Origin of the sequence: Granulicella sp. dw_53 (genome assembly GCF_018449545.1) — a bacterium.
Lineage (GTDB): Bacteria > Acidobacteriota > Terriglobia > Terriglobales > Acidobacteriaceae > Edaphobacter.
Genome location: NZ_JAAVUR010000004.1, coordinates 157066 through 172877 on the forward strand (window position 1 = coordinate 157066; position 15812 = coordinate 172877).

Consider the following 15812-nt stretch of genomic DNA (forward strand, 5'->3'; position numbering starts at 1 on the left):
GCTCCCAGTCACAGAATCTACGTCCCAGTAACAGCTATCTCACTGACTTATCTCTCCCACCGGATGACTATTGTGTCTTCTCTGGAGAGATGCGAGCCGGTGCGGTTGTGCCCATTCATAGCCACTCCGATCGGGAGAGCTTCTATGTCCTTTCCGGAGAGATGAACTTCTATGACGGCACCTCTTGGCACGTATTGAAGCAAGGAGATTTTGTTGACGTGCTCAGCAATACAAAACATGCGTGGCGCAATGCATCTCAATCCAGCGCTTTTTTGCTTGTTGTAACCACAGTAAGGATGGGCGTGTTTTTGCAGAAAGCGTCTAGCCCGGCCGAGACCAAGCCGAACGCCCAAACAGCTTCTACACAGAAGGAGCATTTCCTCAAGCTGGTTGAGGAATATGGCTATTGGCTGGGAAGTCCCGAAGACAATCAAGCGATTGGACTGTCGACGAACTGGAATAGGAACGCTGAAGAATAACGCGTTCTTGAACCGTGCCTAAGCCTCGACGAGGCCGTAACGGCGTTGCCATTGGTGTTTGAGGCGGGCCCAGACGGCTTCGATCTCTTCGCGGGCGGAGGCGGGGTCGGGTTGCAGGGCGAAGCGGGTCGCTTCTGTCTTGGCAAGCTCGAGGAGGGCGCTGTCGCGGATGAGGTTGGCGACGCGGAACTCGGGGAGCCCGGCCTGCCTGGTGCCGAAGAACTCTCCAGGGCCGCGTTGCTGAAGGTCGAGCTCGGCTAGCTCGAAGCCGTTCTGGGTGCGGACCATCGCGTCGAGGCGGGCCTCGGCCTCTGGCGTGACGTTGCCGCCGGTCATGAGGATGCAGTAGCTTTTGGCGGCACCACGGCCTACGCGGCCGCGGAGCTGGTGCATCTGGGCCAGGCCGAAGCGCTCGGCGTGTTCGATAACCATGATGGAGGCGTTGGGTACGTCGACGCCGACTTCGATGACGGTGGTGGCGATGAGGACGTCGGTGTCTCCGCGCTGGAAGCGGCGCATGGCGACTTCTTTGTCGTCGGCGCTGAGACGGCCGTGCAGGAGGCCGAGGCGGAGGCCTTTCAGAGCCCCCTCGCGGAGCTCGTCGTACATCTGGTTGGCGGAGCGAAGAGGCTTCTTGGGGAAGAGGGCTTCGGGCTTGGAGGCTTTGGCTTTCTTAGCGGGTTTGGTGGATTTACCAGCACGGAGTGGAGCGGTTGCAGGGGTTCGCCTGATCGTAGCAGACTTCGTTGGAGGCTCGAGCTCTACGGGTTCGTCATGAGCGAAGTCGAGCTCAGGCTGGTCGTCTTTGGCTCCTTCAATGACGGGGTAGACGATGTAGGCCTGATGGCCTAATGTAACTTGTTTGCGTACAAATTGCCAGACATCTTCGGCACGTTGCTCGGTAGTGCGGCGGGTGACGATGGGGGTACGGCCGGGGGGAAGCTCGTCGATGACGCTGGCATCGAGATCTCCGTAGAGGGTAAGAGCCATGGTTCGGGGGATGGGAGTGGCGGTCATGACGAGCACGTCGGGCTCGCTGGAGACGCCTTCGGCGTTGGGTTTCCGCATGAGCTTGAAGCGTTGCTGGACGCCAAAGCGGTGCTGTTCGTCGACGATGACGAGACCGAGGTTTTCGAAGTCGACCTTGTCTTCGATGAGGGCGTGAGTTCCGATGGCGAGGTTGGTCTCGCCACGGAAGATCTTGCCGCGGGCATCGCGTTTGGTGGGTTCGTCTAGTGAGCCGGTGAGTAACGTGACGCGGTAAGGCTTGCCGCTGGTGGGGGAGATGGCGTTGGCGAGGAGCTTGCGTGCGCTGAGGTAGTGCTGGGTGGCGAGGATCTCGGTAGGCGCCATGAGCGCGGCCTGGTAGCCGTTTTCGATGGCGACGAGGGCGGCCTGCATGGCGACGATGGTCTTGCCGGAGCCTACGTCGCCTTGCAGGAGGCGGCGCATGGGCTGGGTGCGACGCATATCGGCGGCGATCTCACCGAGGACGCGCTTCTGGGCGGCGGTGGGATGGAAGGGGAGGACCTGCTTGATGGCTTCGCGGACCTTAACGTTGGTGGCGAAGACGGTGCCGGCACGCTCGCGCATGCGGCGGCGTTTGAGCTCCAGGCCGAGCTCGAGGTAGAAGAGCTCTTCGAAGATGAGGCGGCGATGGCTGGGGGTGGCGGAGGACATCAGCTCCGTCATGGGGGTGCCAGCGGGGGGGAAGTGGATGTTGCGGAGGGCTTCAAGGCGGCCGGGGATCTTGAGGCGGTCGCGGAGGGCGGTGGGGAGGGTCTCGGGGAGCTTGCTCTCGGCGCGGGACTCTTCGAGCTCCTCGAAGATGGACCAGAGGACGCGGCGGAGCCAGCGGGAGGTGAGCTTCGCGCCCCACGGAGTGGTGCCGCCGAGGGACTCGTAGACAGGGACGATGCGGCCCATCTCCAGCATGACGAACTCGGCCTCGGGGGAGTCCGGCGCGGGGAGGATCTCGAACTGGGGTTGGATCATCTTGAACTTGCCCAGGCCACCGGAGCGGGAGGCTTCGAGTTTGCCATAGACCGCAACCATCTGGCCGAGTTTGAAGCGGTCCTGGAGGTAGGTGCCGTTGAACCACATGCATTTGAGGGAGCCGAGGCCCTGACCCAGGGTCATCTCGAAGAGCGGGCCGGAGCGGGTACGGAGGAGGACGGAGCCGCGCACCTCGCCGATGACGGAGGACATGGTTCCGGCGACGAGGGAGGCCATGGGAAGCGGGTTAAGGCGGTCTTCGTAGCGAAAGGGCAGGTGATAAAGCAGGTCTTCGACGGTCTCGACGCCGCGTTTGGCCATACCTTCGGCGACGCGCTCGCCCACGCGCTTGACGAACTTGGTAGGGGTGGAGAGTTCAAGCACAATGCGATGCTATCAAGTTGTGGAGGGTACTGAGTTGCTACCCTATCAGGCCAGGGTCATGCAGCCTTGACTGGATGAACGGCGAGGCGCAATCCCATCGCCTTGAGAACCGCCGTCAGGCTGCTGAGAGCTGGGTTCCCCTCCGCCGATAAGGTTCGATAGAGCTGGGTAGGATTCAATTCTGCCTTTTCCGCTACGGCCTGCACTCCGCCGAAGGCCTTGGTCATCTGGCGGAGAGCGATCAGCAGTTCGCCGGGTTCGCCATCTTCCAGAATGCTGTTGAGCATCTCGACGGCGTATTCGGGATCTTTTCTGTAGACCTCCGCCATTGCTTCATCGCGACTTCTATCTCTCATTCGCTCTCCCCTTCCAATCCGCCCAATACTTGCAGGCAAGATCAATATCGGCGCTCTGCTTACTCTTATCCCCACCACACAAAAGCAAGATAATCCGGTCACCCGATTTCGCGTAATAGACGCGATAACCAGGCCCAAAGTCGATGCGCAACTCCCAAACACCTTCGCGGCAGAATTTGTGATCGCCAAAGTTACCAAGTTCAATGCGGGCGACTCGACGGTCGACGGCAGCCCTTGCCCGGTTATCTCGTAATAACGATTGCCATTGATCGAAGATATCCACGCCACTTGCCGTTACATAATGCCTGATCTCGTGCACGCTCTCATTTTCGTCTAAAGACGAATGGATAGTCAACGTCCCCTGCTAAACTTGGCTGAAAGCTATGAAGTAACAGGATCTTATGCCCATCGTTGAACTGCAGCATGTTCGCAAGGTTTACGACACCAAGGTGGCCGTCGACGACATTAGTTTCACCATCGAACCAGGGACCATGTTCGGGCTGCTGGGGCCGAACGGGTCGGGGAAGACCTCCAGCATCCGCATGATGATTGGGATTACGGTGCCGGACTCCGGTACGGTACAGCTCTTCGATAAACCGTTTGATCGAGGGAGCTTGAAGCGCGTCGGGTATCTGCCTGAGGAGCGCGGGCTCTACAAGAAGATGAAGGTGATGGACCAGTTGGTCTTCCTGGGTCAGCTTCACGGCCTCGATGCGACGGTGGCAAGCAAGCGGGCGCATGTGTGGTGCGAGAAGATGCAGATCACCGAGGCGATTCCGAAGAAGACAGAGGAGTTGTCGAAGGGGATGCAGCAGAAGATCCAGTTTATCGCCGCGTTGCTGCACGATCCGGAGCTGATCATTATGGATGAGCCCTTCAGCGGGTTGGATCCTGTGAATGCGACGCTGCTGCAGGATACGTTGATCGATCTGCGGCAGCAGGGCAAGGCGGTGTTGTTCTCGACACATCGGATGGATCAGGTGGAGAAGCTGTGCGATGCGATCTGTCTGATTGATAACGGCAGAGTGGTTCTCTCAGGAGCGATGCGGGAGATCAAGTCGCGCTATCCGGCGAACCGGGTTGTGCTGCACTTCAGTGGAGACGACTCGTTCCTCAGGCACCCCAGCATCGAGAGCTTTAAGAACTACAACGGCCAGGCCGAGATCAAACTGGTGGAGAACGCCGATGGTCAGGGCCTGCTGGCTGAGGCCGTCAAACATGCACGCATCACCCGGTTCGAGGTGATGGAGCCCACGTTGGAAGAGATCTTCATCAGCACGGTAGGAGATAAAGTCGATGCGTAATGTCTGGCTGATTGCGAAGCGCGAGTACCTGGAGCGGGTCCGTACGAAGGCCTTTTTGATCTCCACGATTCTGATCCCGTTGCTGATGGGCGGCGGAATCGTCGGCTCGATCATTGCTGGAGGCAAGGCGAAGTCCACGTCGCACATTACGGTGGTATCGCCAGACCAACAGCTCGCGACCGATCTGCAGGCCGAGTTGGAGAACGGCAGAGACAGCCACATGACAGTGGATGTGATCTCGCCGGGCAACTCGCATACGCGAGATACGCTGGACTCGATGCTCGCGGATAAGCAACTGGATGGCTATCTGTGGATCGATCCAGCGCCGACTCCGAGTGAACGGCCCAAATTCTCTTACACTCCGCGTTCGACTGCGGATATTTCTACGAAGGGTAGTATTCGGTCAGCGTTGAATACAGTGTTGCTGCGGGAGCGGCTGGCGCATCAGGGGATGGTCTCTTCGGACGTCAACGCGATGATGGAGCCGGTGACGGTGGACACTACGCAGGCCGGGAAGAGCGCGGATACTACCTCCAGCTTCGTTGCGATCTATGTGCTGTTCTTTCTGATGTACATGGTGATAATGCTGTACGGCATGAACGTGGCTCGCTCGATTATTGAAGAGAAGACCTCGCGAGTGTTTGAGGTGTTGCTGGCTACGATTCGTCCGGAGGAGATGATGGCGGGCAAGATGATCGGGGTAGGCTCGGTGGGGATCACGCAAGTGGCAGTGTGGCTGGCTGCTGCGATCCTGCTGACCAGTGGGCCGATCATGGGAGCAATTGGAGGCGGCTCGGTTCATGTCTCTCTTAGCGCGATGCAGATTATCTTCTTCGTGGTTTATTTCATCCTGGGCTTTATGTTGTACTCCAGCATCGCGGCGGCGCTGGGTGCGATGGTGAACTCGGAGCAGGAGCTGCAACAACTGAATATGTTTCTGGTGATGCCGCTGGCGGCGTGCATGTTTGCGCTGGCTCCGGTCATTTCAAATCCCAGTGGACCGGTGGCGCGGGTGATCTCATTGATCCCCTTTTGTACGCCGTTGATCATGTACCTCCGGATCTCTCTGGCGATGCCTCCATGGCAGGAGATCGCTCTCTCGATCGTGCTGATGATCGCGACGATCTATGCGGTACTGTGGGTCGCTTCACGGATCTACCGTGTGGGCGTGCTGATGTATGGAAAACGGCCCAATCTGCCGGAGATTCTGCGTTGGTTGAAGTACAGCTAGGCAAGCGCAGCTACACTTAAGATTGTGCGCGCCTTCACTCTCAAGCAACGCCTGACCCTCGCCGTAATGCCACGGCTTGCGAGCCTTCTCATTCGTTGTCTCGGAATGACGTTGCGGTACGAAGATGTGGTTGAGGCGGGCGGCATCGCTGGATATGAGATTTCGGAGCCGGCGATCTTTACGTTCTGGCACCGGTCGCTGCTGGCCTGTGCCTGGCGCTTCCGCAATCGAAATGTTGCCATCCTGATTAGCGAGAGCTTCGACGGAGAGTTGATTGCGCGAACCGTGCAGCGGCTCGGCTTCATTCCTGTTCGAGGATCCAGTTCACGCGGTGGTGCGCCAGGGTTGCGCAATATGGAACGGGCCTTTCGGGCCGGCCGCCATTGTGCCTTTACAGCAGATGGTCCGCGGGGTCCGGCGATGGTAGCCAAACCCGGGACGGCGCAGTTGGGGACGCTGGTAGAGGCGGAGGTGAGTGCGTTTTATGTGCTTCCTGAGCGAGCCTGGGAACTTCGGTCGTGGGACCGATTCCTCATTCCCAAACCCTTCTCGCGGGTGGTCGTCACATGGCCTGTACGGGTTACCGCGGACCCTGTGGCGGTTCAGGGAGCGCTGGATCGGGCGGTGGAGCTCGCAGAGAGTGCCCTGCGAGCGGCTCCGCGATAACGTTAGCTGGCGATGGCGTGCTCCATGACATGGGAGTTGACCGAGGCGGGCTGGTGTTGCTTCTTGGGTCCGCGTTTGCGAGCTACGAGGACGCGAATGCGTTCGATCATCTCGGCCGGAGAGGCTGCTCCCTTAGGGAGAAAGACATCGGCACAGCCTGCGCGGTCGAAGGCAGTGACGGTGCCAGAGACGATCATGGCAGGCAGGCCGGGATGGAGCTGCTTGGCGCGGCGGACAAGTTCATTGCCGTCCATCTGAGGCATGATGAGGTCGCAGAGGAGCAGATCGATGCTTCCGGGAACCGACTGGCTGATGTGTTCCAGGGCTTCCTGGGAGGATAGCGCGGAGATGACGCGGTAGCCGCGGGTTTCGAGGAGAAAGGTACGAACGGAGAGGATTGCTTCGTTGTCGTCGACGCAAAGGATGGTCTTCTTAGGGCGCATGCGTGCTCGATTCTGCCGGAGACCGCCTTATGGCGGAGTCGCGGCGGATGGGCCAGCCAGAGCCGTCCGCTGGTTTGTGGACGGCCCCGACCGGAGCGTTGAAACTAACCCCTGGCCCGGCTGCATGCGAACTGCGGCGTAGGAAGTAGCGGCTCCTCCGTGCGCATAAGACAAGGAGACGAGGCTCTCATGTCTGCTTCGCGAAGGAGCAGTGCCACAGGTGCCGGCAAAATGCTGCCGAACCATGGGGTGCGAGAGAGACCGGTTGCGGCGCAGGTTGCCTCGCGACTCCACACGACGCAAGGAACCGACCGTAGCGAATACAGGGAGGAATCCCCCGAAAAACGGGGGTACCCCTCACTGCGTGTGCAAGCAGCGATAGTGCGTGCGGGGAGGTGCGACTGCGAACAGCCGGGCTCTCTCAACTCAAATTGTCAATAACACTCAGGCGAAAGTTATCGTCTCTAACCGCGCTCCCATAAGGTGCAGAGCAGTCATCAACGCTTGCCCAGAGTATTAACCGTTACCGAGCTTGGCAACAGCGAAGTTTGAGCGAAGAGCGAGGTCTTTGGTGCTTGCGCATCCACCGATATATGTAAATGCCAGATGAACATTGAGGTTCGTCAGGCCTAGGCTGTTGAAATCGCGTGTATCACGGCAGGAAAAAGCGTCCACTTGCAGCAGGAATGGTGCGTCCCCCGACGAACACATTTTGAACGACTCCGTCGTTGAGCGAAGCCTGAACATGGATGCGGCTGGGGCGAAGCATCTCAATCCCCTGCTCCAGAACGATGGGTTGGTCACTAGCGACAAGGCCGTGCCGGACGAGGTAGGCGATGGTGCAGCCCGAAGCAGAACCCGTCGCAGGGTCTTCTCCGTTATAGAACTGCATCCTAGAGTGCCAGTCCGCGCCAGAATCAGCCGCAGCAGGGGTAATGCAGTGGAAGAACTTCGCGTCGCTACGTTCGAGATAGGCGCGGGAGCTTTGCGCTGGGATCGAAAGACGCGAGGCGACATCAAGCGAACGCAGCGGCACGATGCAGAAGGCCATGCCGGTGGAGACGGTTTGGATGGGCAGGTTGGGATCGAAATCGTCAGGCGAAAGATTGAGCGCGGCGGCGATGTCGGCAGGTGTGTGGATCGCTCCGAAGGTCGGGTCGTTCTGACGCATGGTGCCGAAGACGCCGTGCTCTCCCAGCTGAGGCGAGTTGAAGCGGACAGGAATGGGCCCAACGGGCAGGTCCAAAGTGATCGTCTCGGAGCCGCACAGGACAGGATGATTCCAGTAGAGCCAGCTCGCGGTGCCGAGCGTAGGGTGGCCGGCGAACTGTAGCTCCTCTTCCACGGTAAAGATGCGGACCTGGACGCCGCTTCCACGCTCCATATCAGGGTCGCGAGGAAGGATGAAGGCGGTCTCCGAGAGGTTGGTCTCGCGGGCCAGGGATTGCATCTCTTCCGTGGAAAGCCCCCTGGCGTCGGTAAAGACGGCTAACTGATTGCCTTCAAGGGGATGCTCCGCGAATACATCGAGTTGGACGTAGTCGAAGGCACGGAGGGTGGCGGGTTGGGGAGTAGGCAGAGTTTGGGATCCATTTGACACGATGAGGCCTCGTACGTATTGTGAATTTAGACCGCGATGGAGATAACCTGCTCCATGCTAGCTTAGCTAGCTGCGGCAAAGATTCGATTAGATTGGTTTGAACTCCTATGAATAGGATTCCCAATACGACTTCCTTGCTCTGTTGCTGTGACGATGCAGGGTGTGCGTGTATGAGCGAATCGGAGTAAACAAGCCTCGAGACGCATCAGAAACCCACCCAGAGCTAAGCGCCGGGTGGGTTTTTCCTTTCCATTGGCTTAGGAACTCGGCGTCTTCCCGGTCTATGCGTTCCATGACTAGAAATGCCTCGTTCGCTTCGATGCATAGAGAACAGGCATAATAGCCACAGCAGCGTAGAGCGCATGGATGATGTTCCCCAATGGCTTAGCGCTGTTCTATAAGAAGGGCACCGATGGCGAAGTGGCTAACGCGCTGGTCTGCAAAACCAGTATTCGAGGGTTCGATCCCCTCTCGGTGCTCCATAAATTTAACGGACGCGATTTTCAACTTCCCACAGGCGTTCGGCCCATCCAGCAGCAACCATTTGAAAAAATCGTTGTACTCAGGCTGGCCTAACGCTCCCCTTGAGTAATTCCCCATTCCCAGCCTCTAAATCAAGCAGACGTGCCTTCGTATCAAGACCGCCTGCAAATCCTGTTAGTTTGCCAGACGATCCGATTACGCGATGACATGGGACGATGATAGAGATTGGGTTCCTGCCGTTGGCAGCGCCGACGGCTCGTGTCGCTTTGGGGTTTCCCAACTGTTTTGCAAGTTGCCCATAGCTTCGCGTCTCGCCGAACGGTATAGCCAGAAGAGCTTCCCAAACATCGTTTTGAAACCGCGTACCTCTCATGTCCAGCGCGAGCGAAAACGATCTTCTCTTTCCGTCAAAATACTCCTTCAGTTGACGCTCTGTTTCGCAGAGGACGGGATGTTTCTTGTCTTCAACGAGCTCACCCAACCGTACGCGACGCGGATTGTCATTCTCCCAAAGAATGGCGGTAAGACCCTTGTCGCTTGCTACAATTTTTAGCTCTCCGACCGGAGAATCCATTGTTTTATACACCAGTTTCATTGTCTTTCCTTTTTAGGTTGACGTAATGTTTATGGCTATCCAAACATCTGCTCAGACTCAAACGACGCTGACGCCTTTCGAAGGGGCAACCGGGCCCGCCGCCCAAAGATGCTGTGCTGCGTAGGCCCGCCAAGGACGCCACGAGCGTGCACGATCCAGCAAATGAGCTGTGGTCGACTTCTCTCCTTGTATCGCCCCCGCGCTGCGAAGCAGGCCGATGTCCGACGCTGGGAATGCATCCGTCTCTCGAATAGCGCGTAAGGCAATATAGTGGGCGGTCCAGTCGCCAACGCCAGGGATCATCCGGAGCCGCTCGACCGTTTCTTCGATACTTCCAAGTGGATGGAAAAGATTCGGGTCTGCTACCGTGGCTTCCGCTATTGCCTTCAAGAAGAATTGCCGCGCTACAGGCATAGACAAACCGAGAGACTTCACGGAAGCCAATCTCTGAGAGGTGGGGAATACATAGATCAATCCTGGATGGACTCTTTGCTCCATCGGCAAATCCTTGCCGTGAAGTGCAACGAGTTGCCCTGCGAGTCGACGTGCGGCAGCAACGCTGATCTGCTGGCCGAGGATAGCGCGCACCGCTATCTCAAATCCATCCCATCCGCCAGGAGCACGTAGTCCGGGCCGCTGCGCCACCAGCGGTGCGAGAAAGGGATCGCTGGACAAATGTGCGTCAATTGTCTCGATGTCGGCTCCTACATCAAAGAGACGGCGTACACGCCCAACAACCGTGGGCAACGACTTTACACTCGGAAACCGAATTGTGACTCCTAGACTTTGCCGTTCAGCGTGGTGAGCTACTTCTATGCTTCCAATTAGTCCATCGATGTCGACAGTGCGCAAATAGTGTCCGTTCTCGACTACTTCGACACCTGGAATGGAGCGCGCCTGAAAAAAGGCAAGAATCGAATCCCAGTCGTAAGGGGATCGATATCGAATTCGCAACGTCACCCCAGTACCGGCTCCTGCATGGCCGTTCGACGTCTTCCGCCGTAGGGCCATGGGAGGACGCTGAAAAAGCTCCTGAAATGTCTCATTGAAGCGCCGCAAACTGCCAAACCCAGCCGCCAATGCGACTTCGGTCATAGGTAACTGTGTCTCGTGAATGAGTTGCTTGGCAAAAAGCACCCGGCGCGTCTGAGCGACTGAGACCGGTGGAGCACCCAAATGCTGAAGAAAGAGGCGTCTGAGCTGACGCTCCCCCATGCCAAGCCGTGCTGCCAACTTCTCGACGTTGCTTTCCGCACCATCGAGAGCACCCTCCGCGATGAGACTTAGGGCTCGCGAGACCGTATTCGATGTACCACGCCAGGATGCGAGATCTGGTGCGCTTTCAGGACGGCATCGGAGGCACGGGCGGAAGCCATCTTCTTGAGCAGCCTCTGCTGAACCATAGAAATAGCAATTTTCGCTCTTCGGTGTTCGCGCCGGACAGATGGGTCGGCAATAGATGCCTGTGGATTTGACACCTACATATATCAAGCCGTCGAAGCGGTCGTCTCTGCATTGCAACGCTCGATAGCAGACTTCATGATCCGGCAGCTTCATGTTGAGATTTTCCCACCTCCTGAGCCATAAAACTCGCGCTTTTCGGACATCATCATCTATCCCATGGGATAGCAGCTATTTCTGACCAAAACCGATTTGCATGCAAACAATGGAGATAGGAACAGAACGGAAACCTTCTCCGAGTCGTTTCGTGGCCCTTTACGCCAGAACCTCCAACCCTTTCGGGGGGATATTCGAGCCCTACTTTAGGGGTTTGAGTGCGAGTGTCTGTCGGCGACACTTGATCTGGAAAGCTTCTTTGACGCCGATATGCACGGAGCGGCGTCATCAACTTTGCAATGTCTCAGAAATAGAGTGATTTGACATCTCTTCTTGCATGACGAAAGCTTGAATAGCACGTCGGTGTCGCCTATATCCATTCGGGATGCTTTCGGAGCTGCGGTTTAGCCCTTCAGTAATTTTTCCGCTGAGTGAAAATGGCATCTGCGACCTATGAAATTAATGCTGAAAGATGCTTCGAAAAAAGTCCTAAAGTCGCCGACGGTTTTGTTAGTTTCGTTTCTTTGCACGGCTTTAGCAGGATGTCATGTGAACTCTCCATCTACTCCATCGATCGAATTCACCGTGGTACCGGCCGCGCACGACGGCGACCCGTATAAGGTGGAGAAGATTGCGGGTCACATATTGGGCAGCCGGCCGGGACAACATGTTGTCCTCTTCGCGAAGGCGGATGTCTGGTGGGTTCAGCCAACCCGGCTGCAGCCCTATACAGAGTTTCAAGCCGATGGGACCTGGTCAAACTCGACTCATCCTGGAACAGAGTATGCGGCTTTGTTAGTTGACTCCAGGTATCGACCTCCACCAATTCTGTCGGCGTTACCCACGATAGGCGGCGGAGTGCTCGCAGTCGCCTCGGTGCAGGGCCAAATTTCGGCCTCGGAACAGTCTCCACCTACAGTTCAGAAACTGATCAGTTTCAGTGGTTACGACTGGCAAGTACAAGGTGCTCAAAATGAACACGGAGGGGCCGTACATTCCTATGATCCGGCCAATGTCCAGATCGACAAGAACGGACTTCTGCATCTTCTGATAACACGGCGATACGATAAGTGGGTGTGCTCTGAGATTTCCCTTCTTCGCAGTCTTGGGTATGGAACCTATAACTTCGTAGTAAGGGATATCTCACACCTTGAACCGTCCGCGGATTTGGAGATGTTTACCTATGGACCGCTCGTAGAAAGCCAGGAACAAAATGCAGTGGACATCGATCTTACCCGAAGAGGTGATCCAGAGAGTAAGAACGCCGAATACGTGGTCCAGCCTTACTATGTGCCTTCCAACGTCTATCGCTTCGTTGTACCCGCTGGTTTGATGACGTACTCGTTCGATTGGGAACCAGAAGGTATATCATTTCGCACGTCAAGAGGATCAACCGGATCAAGGGAGACATCCACTGTATCCGATCATGTCTTCATTTCAGGTGTTCCTGTACCTGCAAATGAGACCGTTCACATAAATTTCTGCGAGTACAGTTTTTCAAAGGTTCCGCTAAAACGCGATGCGGAGGTCATCATTGAGAGATTTCAATATTTTCCGTGACACGTTTGTAACTCATCTTCCTCGCTCTTATCTTTTTGTGACGATAATGGCGATGATTTTGCTGAGCAGAAGTGCGTATGGTGCTGATAGCAAGCGTGAGATGTCGCAGTATTTTCGTCAGAGCTGGAGTACCGAACAAGGTCTGTCAGGCGTAGTTAGCGCGATTGCACAGACGCCTGATGGATATCTATGGGTTGGAACCGATACCGCGCTCTATCGGTTTGATGGACAGAAATTCCAGGAGATAGAGGGGGAGGCGTCGGCAATCGGACCGATCCATCATGTGACGGCGCTTACCGTGGATGCCAAAGGGACTTTGTGGGTTCGCGCCCAGGGAACTCACCTGTTGAAATACGAAGCCGGGGTATTCCAAAATGCGTTCCCTGCGCTCCCGTACGAGGTCGACGCTACCGCGATCGGACGTGCAAACAAGGAAGGAGTCCTCCTGGCCACTCTCGGCGAGGGGAATGTCAGATCTGTCGGCTCTGGGATCGAGAGTCTGGGGAAATCATGGGAATTACTTGTAGTCTCTATTGCTCAGACGACGGACGGAAGAGTGTGGCTAGGTAGCCGAGGGTCAGGATTATTTTTTATAGACGACAAGCACGCCACTCCCATCGCTGGAAAACTTCCAAATAATAAAGTAAATTGCTTGCTGGCCGCAGATCATGGACGACTTTGGGTCGGCACCGATAGCGGTTTAGCCCTTTGGGATGGAACCGAGCTTTCCAAAAAATCCATGCCGGTTCCACTTGATCATGAAGCTATTCTTTCGCTCGTTCAAGACCACGACGGGAATCTCTGGGTGGGTACAGAAAGTGGCCTGGTCCGCTTCAACTCAAAGGGAGCTTCCGTTCTTGAGAACTCTGACGGCGCTCGACGTCCGGTGACCTCGCTCCTAGAGGATCGAGAAGGCAATATATGGTTCGGAGATTCACGGGGCATTGAGCGTCTCCGCGACAGCAGGTTCACAACATTCTCCAGTATCGAAGGCTTGCCTGGAGATAAGTACGGCCCCATCTTTGTCGACGCTAAAAATCGCACCTGGTTTGCACCGAAACAAGGCGGGTTATATTGGCTCCGAGACGGGCAGGTGCATAAGGCGATTGAAGATGGCCTGAGCTCCGATATCGTCTACTCCATCGACGGGAGCGACGACGATATTTGGGTTGGAAGACAAAGAGGCGGGCTCACCCACTTAGATCTTAGAGATGGCAAGACCAAGGCGAAGACCTACAAGCTAGGAAGCGGACGTAATCAATACGTTATATACACCGTCCATCAAAACCGTGACGCCAGCGTGTGGGCAGGCACACTGACCGGGGAGGTAATCCACATTGCGGGCGGGGAGACCAAGACTTACGGCAAGTACGATGGTTTAGCCCCAGGTGCCATTTCGGCCATCGCAGAAGGATTGGATGGCGCAATGTGGTTCGGCACGTCAGCCGGTTTGAGTGTCTTTTCTAACACCTATAAGAGAAACTATTTTGAGCAAGATGGCCTACCTTCTTCCGAAATAACCTGCCTGTTCGAAGACGAACGGCAGATCCTCTGGATTGGCACAGCCCAGGGGCTGGCATACAGCTCTGGAGGCGTCATTCATTCTGTCTCTTACCAGAACCCCCTGCTACACGAGAGAATTCTCGGGGTTGCAGAAGATGAGCGAAAAACTTTATGGATTGCGACCGCGGATCATGTTTTTAGTGTCGCCAGCGAGAGCGTTCTAAGTGGAGCCATCAACTCCTCAGATATCCGGCAATATGGATTCTCAGATGGGCTTCGAGGAGTAGGAGGCGTGAGACGAACCCGATCCTTGGTCGAAGATTGGGCAGGAAGGATCTGGGTGTCTACGAACAACGGGCTATCCGTAGTAGATCCAGCATCTGTATCGAAACGCCCTCCACCCGCAATCGCGCACATCGAAAGTGTGCTGGCGAATGGAAAACCCACCGCCGAAAATAGAGGTTTTCAAATTGCCGCCGGCCAGGAAAGAATTGCATTCAATTACACGGGCTTAAGTTTTGCCGCACCTGAAACTGTCAGGTTTCGGTATCGTCTTGATGGATTCGATAAGGTGTGGAGTGAACCTGTCACCGAAAGGCAAGCTGTTTATACGAATCTGGCAGCAGGTTCTTATCGTTTTCATGTGATTGCGAGTAACAACGAAGGAGCCTGGTCTGGTCTTGAGGTAGTCGCACCGATCACAATCGCCCCTTTCTTTTGGCAGACACGGAGCTTTAGGATCGCGGGAGTATTTTGTTTCGCATTGCTCGCCCTTCTGCTCTATCAACTACGGATGCGCCAGATTATCAAACGGGCCAACCTGATGTTCGATGAGCGGCTTGCAGAGCGCACGCGTATTGCACAGGAACTTCATGACACTCTCCTGCAAGGATTTTTCAGTGTCTCCATGCAACTTCATGTGATCGCGGATCAAGTGCCGATCGACTTACCCGCGAGATCGCAATTGAACAGAATCCTTGGCCTGATGGGCAGAGTTCTCGATGAAGGCCGAGATGCAGTCCGCGGACTTCGCTCGACCGGTGGAACGCCAATGTGGCTGGAAGATGCATTCACGGCCATCTTGCAAGATTTCGACGATGAAGAAGATATTAAGCACACGGTCACAGTGGATGGGACCCCACGCGAGTTGCGCCCTGGTATCCAAGAGGAAGTATGCCGCATCGGCCGGGAGGCTTTGGGCAATGTCTATCGTCATGCCCAAGCAAAACACCTCCAGGTGAAGATTAAATGCAGCTCCCGGCATCTCATCGTTGAAGTTCGGGACGATGGTTGCGGGATTGATTCACAAGTCATCTCCCGAGGTCGAGAGGGGCATTGGGGGCTTCTTGGCATGCGAGAGCGCGCAGAAAATATTGGGGCAAAGCTTCAAATTGAAAGCCGAGTAGACGAAGGAACTAAAGTGGTTCTGATCGTACCGGCCCGCTTGGCATTCCGAAGATACTCCAGCAATGTGGTGATCAATTGGGCAATTGAGCAATTTCGCTCAATCGTCTCCGCTAAGTACAAGATCGACCAAAGCCACCCTGAAACATTGAGTGCGTTAGAGAAAGCGGAAAAAGACTGACTCAGACTCCAAACTGCGTAGTGGAATCTACTTGGAGGAAGATCTCCGAACGAAGCACGCGAGAATGATCT

Annotated in this window: 13 protein-coding genes, 1 tRNA gene and 1 pseudogene; 7 read left to right on the top strand and 8 right to left on the bottom strand. The window is 56.0% G+C overall.

Going from position 1 to position 15812, the window contains the following annotated elements:
• Positions 1–89: 89 nt before the first annotated feature.
• Positions 90–479: a cupin domain-containing protein gene (locus HB393_RS08095; RefSeq protein ID WP_213804660.1), complete on the top strand. Its 390-nt coding sequence runs from the start codon at positions 90–92 to the stop codon at positions 477–479.
• Between the two features lie 18 nt (positions 480–497).
• On the opposite strand, the gene recG is transcribed toward HB393_RS08095, so the two are convergent.
• From recG to HB393_RS08110, 3 genes are read right to left on the bottom strand one after another with little or no spacing between them, the layout of a single operon-like run.
• Complete coding sequence (gene recG, locus HB393_RS08100) at positions 498–2858, bottom strand: ATP-dependent DNA helicase RecG (protein WP_213804661.1); 2361 nt, start codon at positions 2856–2858, stop codon at positions 498–500.
• Positions 2859–2914: 56 nt separating this feature from the next.
• Positions 2915–3214 (bottom strand): addiction module antidote protein, encoded by a 300-nt coding sequence (locus HB393_RS08105; RefSeq protein WP_213804662.1) that lies wholly within the window; start codon positions 3212–3214, stop codon positions 2915–2917.
• Complete coding sequence (locus HB393_RS08110) at positions 3204–3533, bottom strand: type II toxin-antitoxin system RelE/ParE family toxin (RefSeq protein ID WP_213804847.1); 330 nt, start codon at positions 3531–3533, stop codon at positions 3204–3206. Before HB393_RS08110 ends, HB393_RS08105 begins: the two co-directional genes overlap by 11 nt.
• Before the next feature lie 82 nt (positions 3534–3615).
• On the opposite strand from HB393_RS08110, the gene HB393_RS08115 reads away from it, so the two are divergent.
• Genes HB393_RS08115 through HB393_RS08125 form a run of 3 tightly spaced genes read left to right on the top strand, consistent with a single transcriptional unit; the run spans position 3616 to position 6415 of the window.
• A complete protein-coding gene (locus tag HB393_RS08115) occupies positions 3616–4518 on the top strand; it encodes an ATP-binding cassette domain-containing protein (RefSeq protein WP_213804663.1) in 903 nt (300 codons plus the stop codon).
• The gene (locus tag HB393_RS08120; protein WP_213804664.1) at positions 4511–5749 is read left to right on the top strand and encodes an ABC transporter permease; all 1239 of its coding nucleotides are present in this window, start codon (positions 4511–4513) and stop codon (positions 5747–5749) included. Before HB393_RS08115 ends, HB393_RS08120 begins: the two co-directional genes overlap by 8 nt.
• 24 nt (positions 5750–5773) lie before the next feature.
• Positions 5774–6415 carry a lysophospholipid acyltransferase family protein gene (locus HB393_RS08125; RefSeq protein WP_345945094.1) on the top strand — a complete coding sequence of 214 codons (642 nt, stop codon included), beginning with the start codon at positions 5774–5776 and terminating at the stop codon, positions 6413–6415.
• Positions 6416–6417: 2 nt separating this feature from the next.
• Here HB393_RS08125 and HB393_RS08130 read toward each other — a convergent pair whose 3' ends face one another.
• Both HB393_RS08130 and HB393_RS08135 read right to left on the bottom strand, forming a co-directional pair.
• The gene (locus tag HB393_RS08130) at positions 6418–6858 is read right to left on the bottom strand and encodes a response regulator (RefSeq protein ID WP_213804665.1); all 441 of its coding nucleotides are present in this window, start codon (positions 6856–6858) and stop codon (positions 6418–6420) included.
• A 652-nt stretch (positions 6859–7510) separates the two neighbouring features.
• Positions 7511–8458, bottom strand: coding sequence for a PhzF family phenazine biosynthesis protein (locus tag HB393_RS08135; RefSeq protein WP_345945095.1), 948 nt, complete (start codon positions 8456–8458; stop codon positions 7511–7513).
• A 406-nt stretch (positions 8459–8864) separates the two neighbouring features.
• Between HB393_RS08135 and HB393_RS08140 the strand changes: the two genes are divergently transcribed.
• A tRNA-Cys gene (locus tag HB393_RS08140) sits at positions 8865–8940 on the top strand.
• Between the two features lie 80 nt (positions 8941–9020).
• Here the strand turns inward: HB393_RS08140 and HB393_RS08145 are convergent.
• The 3 genes and pseudogenes from HB393_RS08145 to HB393_RS25160 all read right to left on the bottom strand — a co-directional run.
• The gene (locus HB393_RS08145; protein WP_213804666.1) at positions 9021–9536 is read right to left on the bottom strand and encodes a methylated-DNA--[protein]-cysteine S-methyltransferase; all 516 of its coding nucleotides are present in this window, start codon (positions 9534–9536) and stop codon (positions 9021–9023) included.
• 57 nt (positions 9537–9593) lie between these two features.
• Positions 9594–10751 (bottom strand): AlkA N-terminal domain-containing protein, encoded by a 1158-nt coding sequence (locus tag HB393_RS08150; protein ID WP_255550927.1) that lies wholly within the window; start codon positions 10749–10751, stop codon positions 9594–9596.
• Between the two features lie 138 nt (positions 10752–10889).
• Positions 10890–11093, bottom strand: a pseudogene (locus HB393_RS25160) (Ada metal-binding domain-containing protein); the annotation flags it as partial.
• 462 nt (positions 11094–11555) lie between these two features.
• On the opposite strand from HB393_RS25160, the gene HB393_RS08155 reads away from it, so the two are divergent.
• Complete coding sequence (locus tag HB393_RS08155) at positions 11556–12653, top strand: glycoside hydrolase family 16 protein (RefSeq protein WP_213804668.1); 1098 nt, start codon at positions 11556–11558, stop codon at positions 12651–12653.
• Positions 12628–15741, top strand: a complete 3114-nt coding sequence (locus HB393_RS08160) for a sensor histidine kinase (protein WP_213804669.1) — start codon at positions 12628–12630, stop codon at positions 15739–15741. The genes HB393_RS08155 and HB393_RS08160 overlap by 26 nt, the downstream gene beginning before the upstream one ends.
• Positions 15742–15812: the final 71 nt, after the last annotated feature.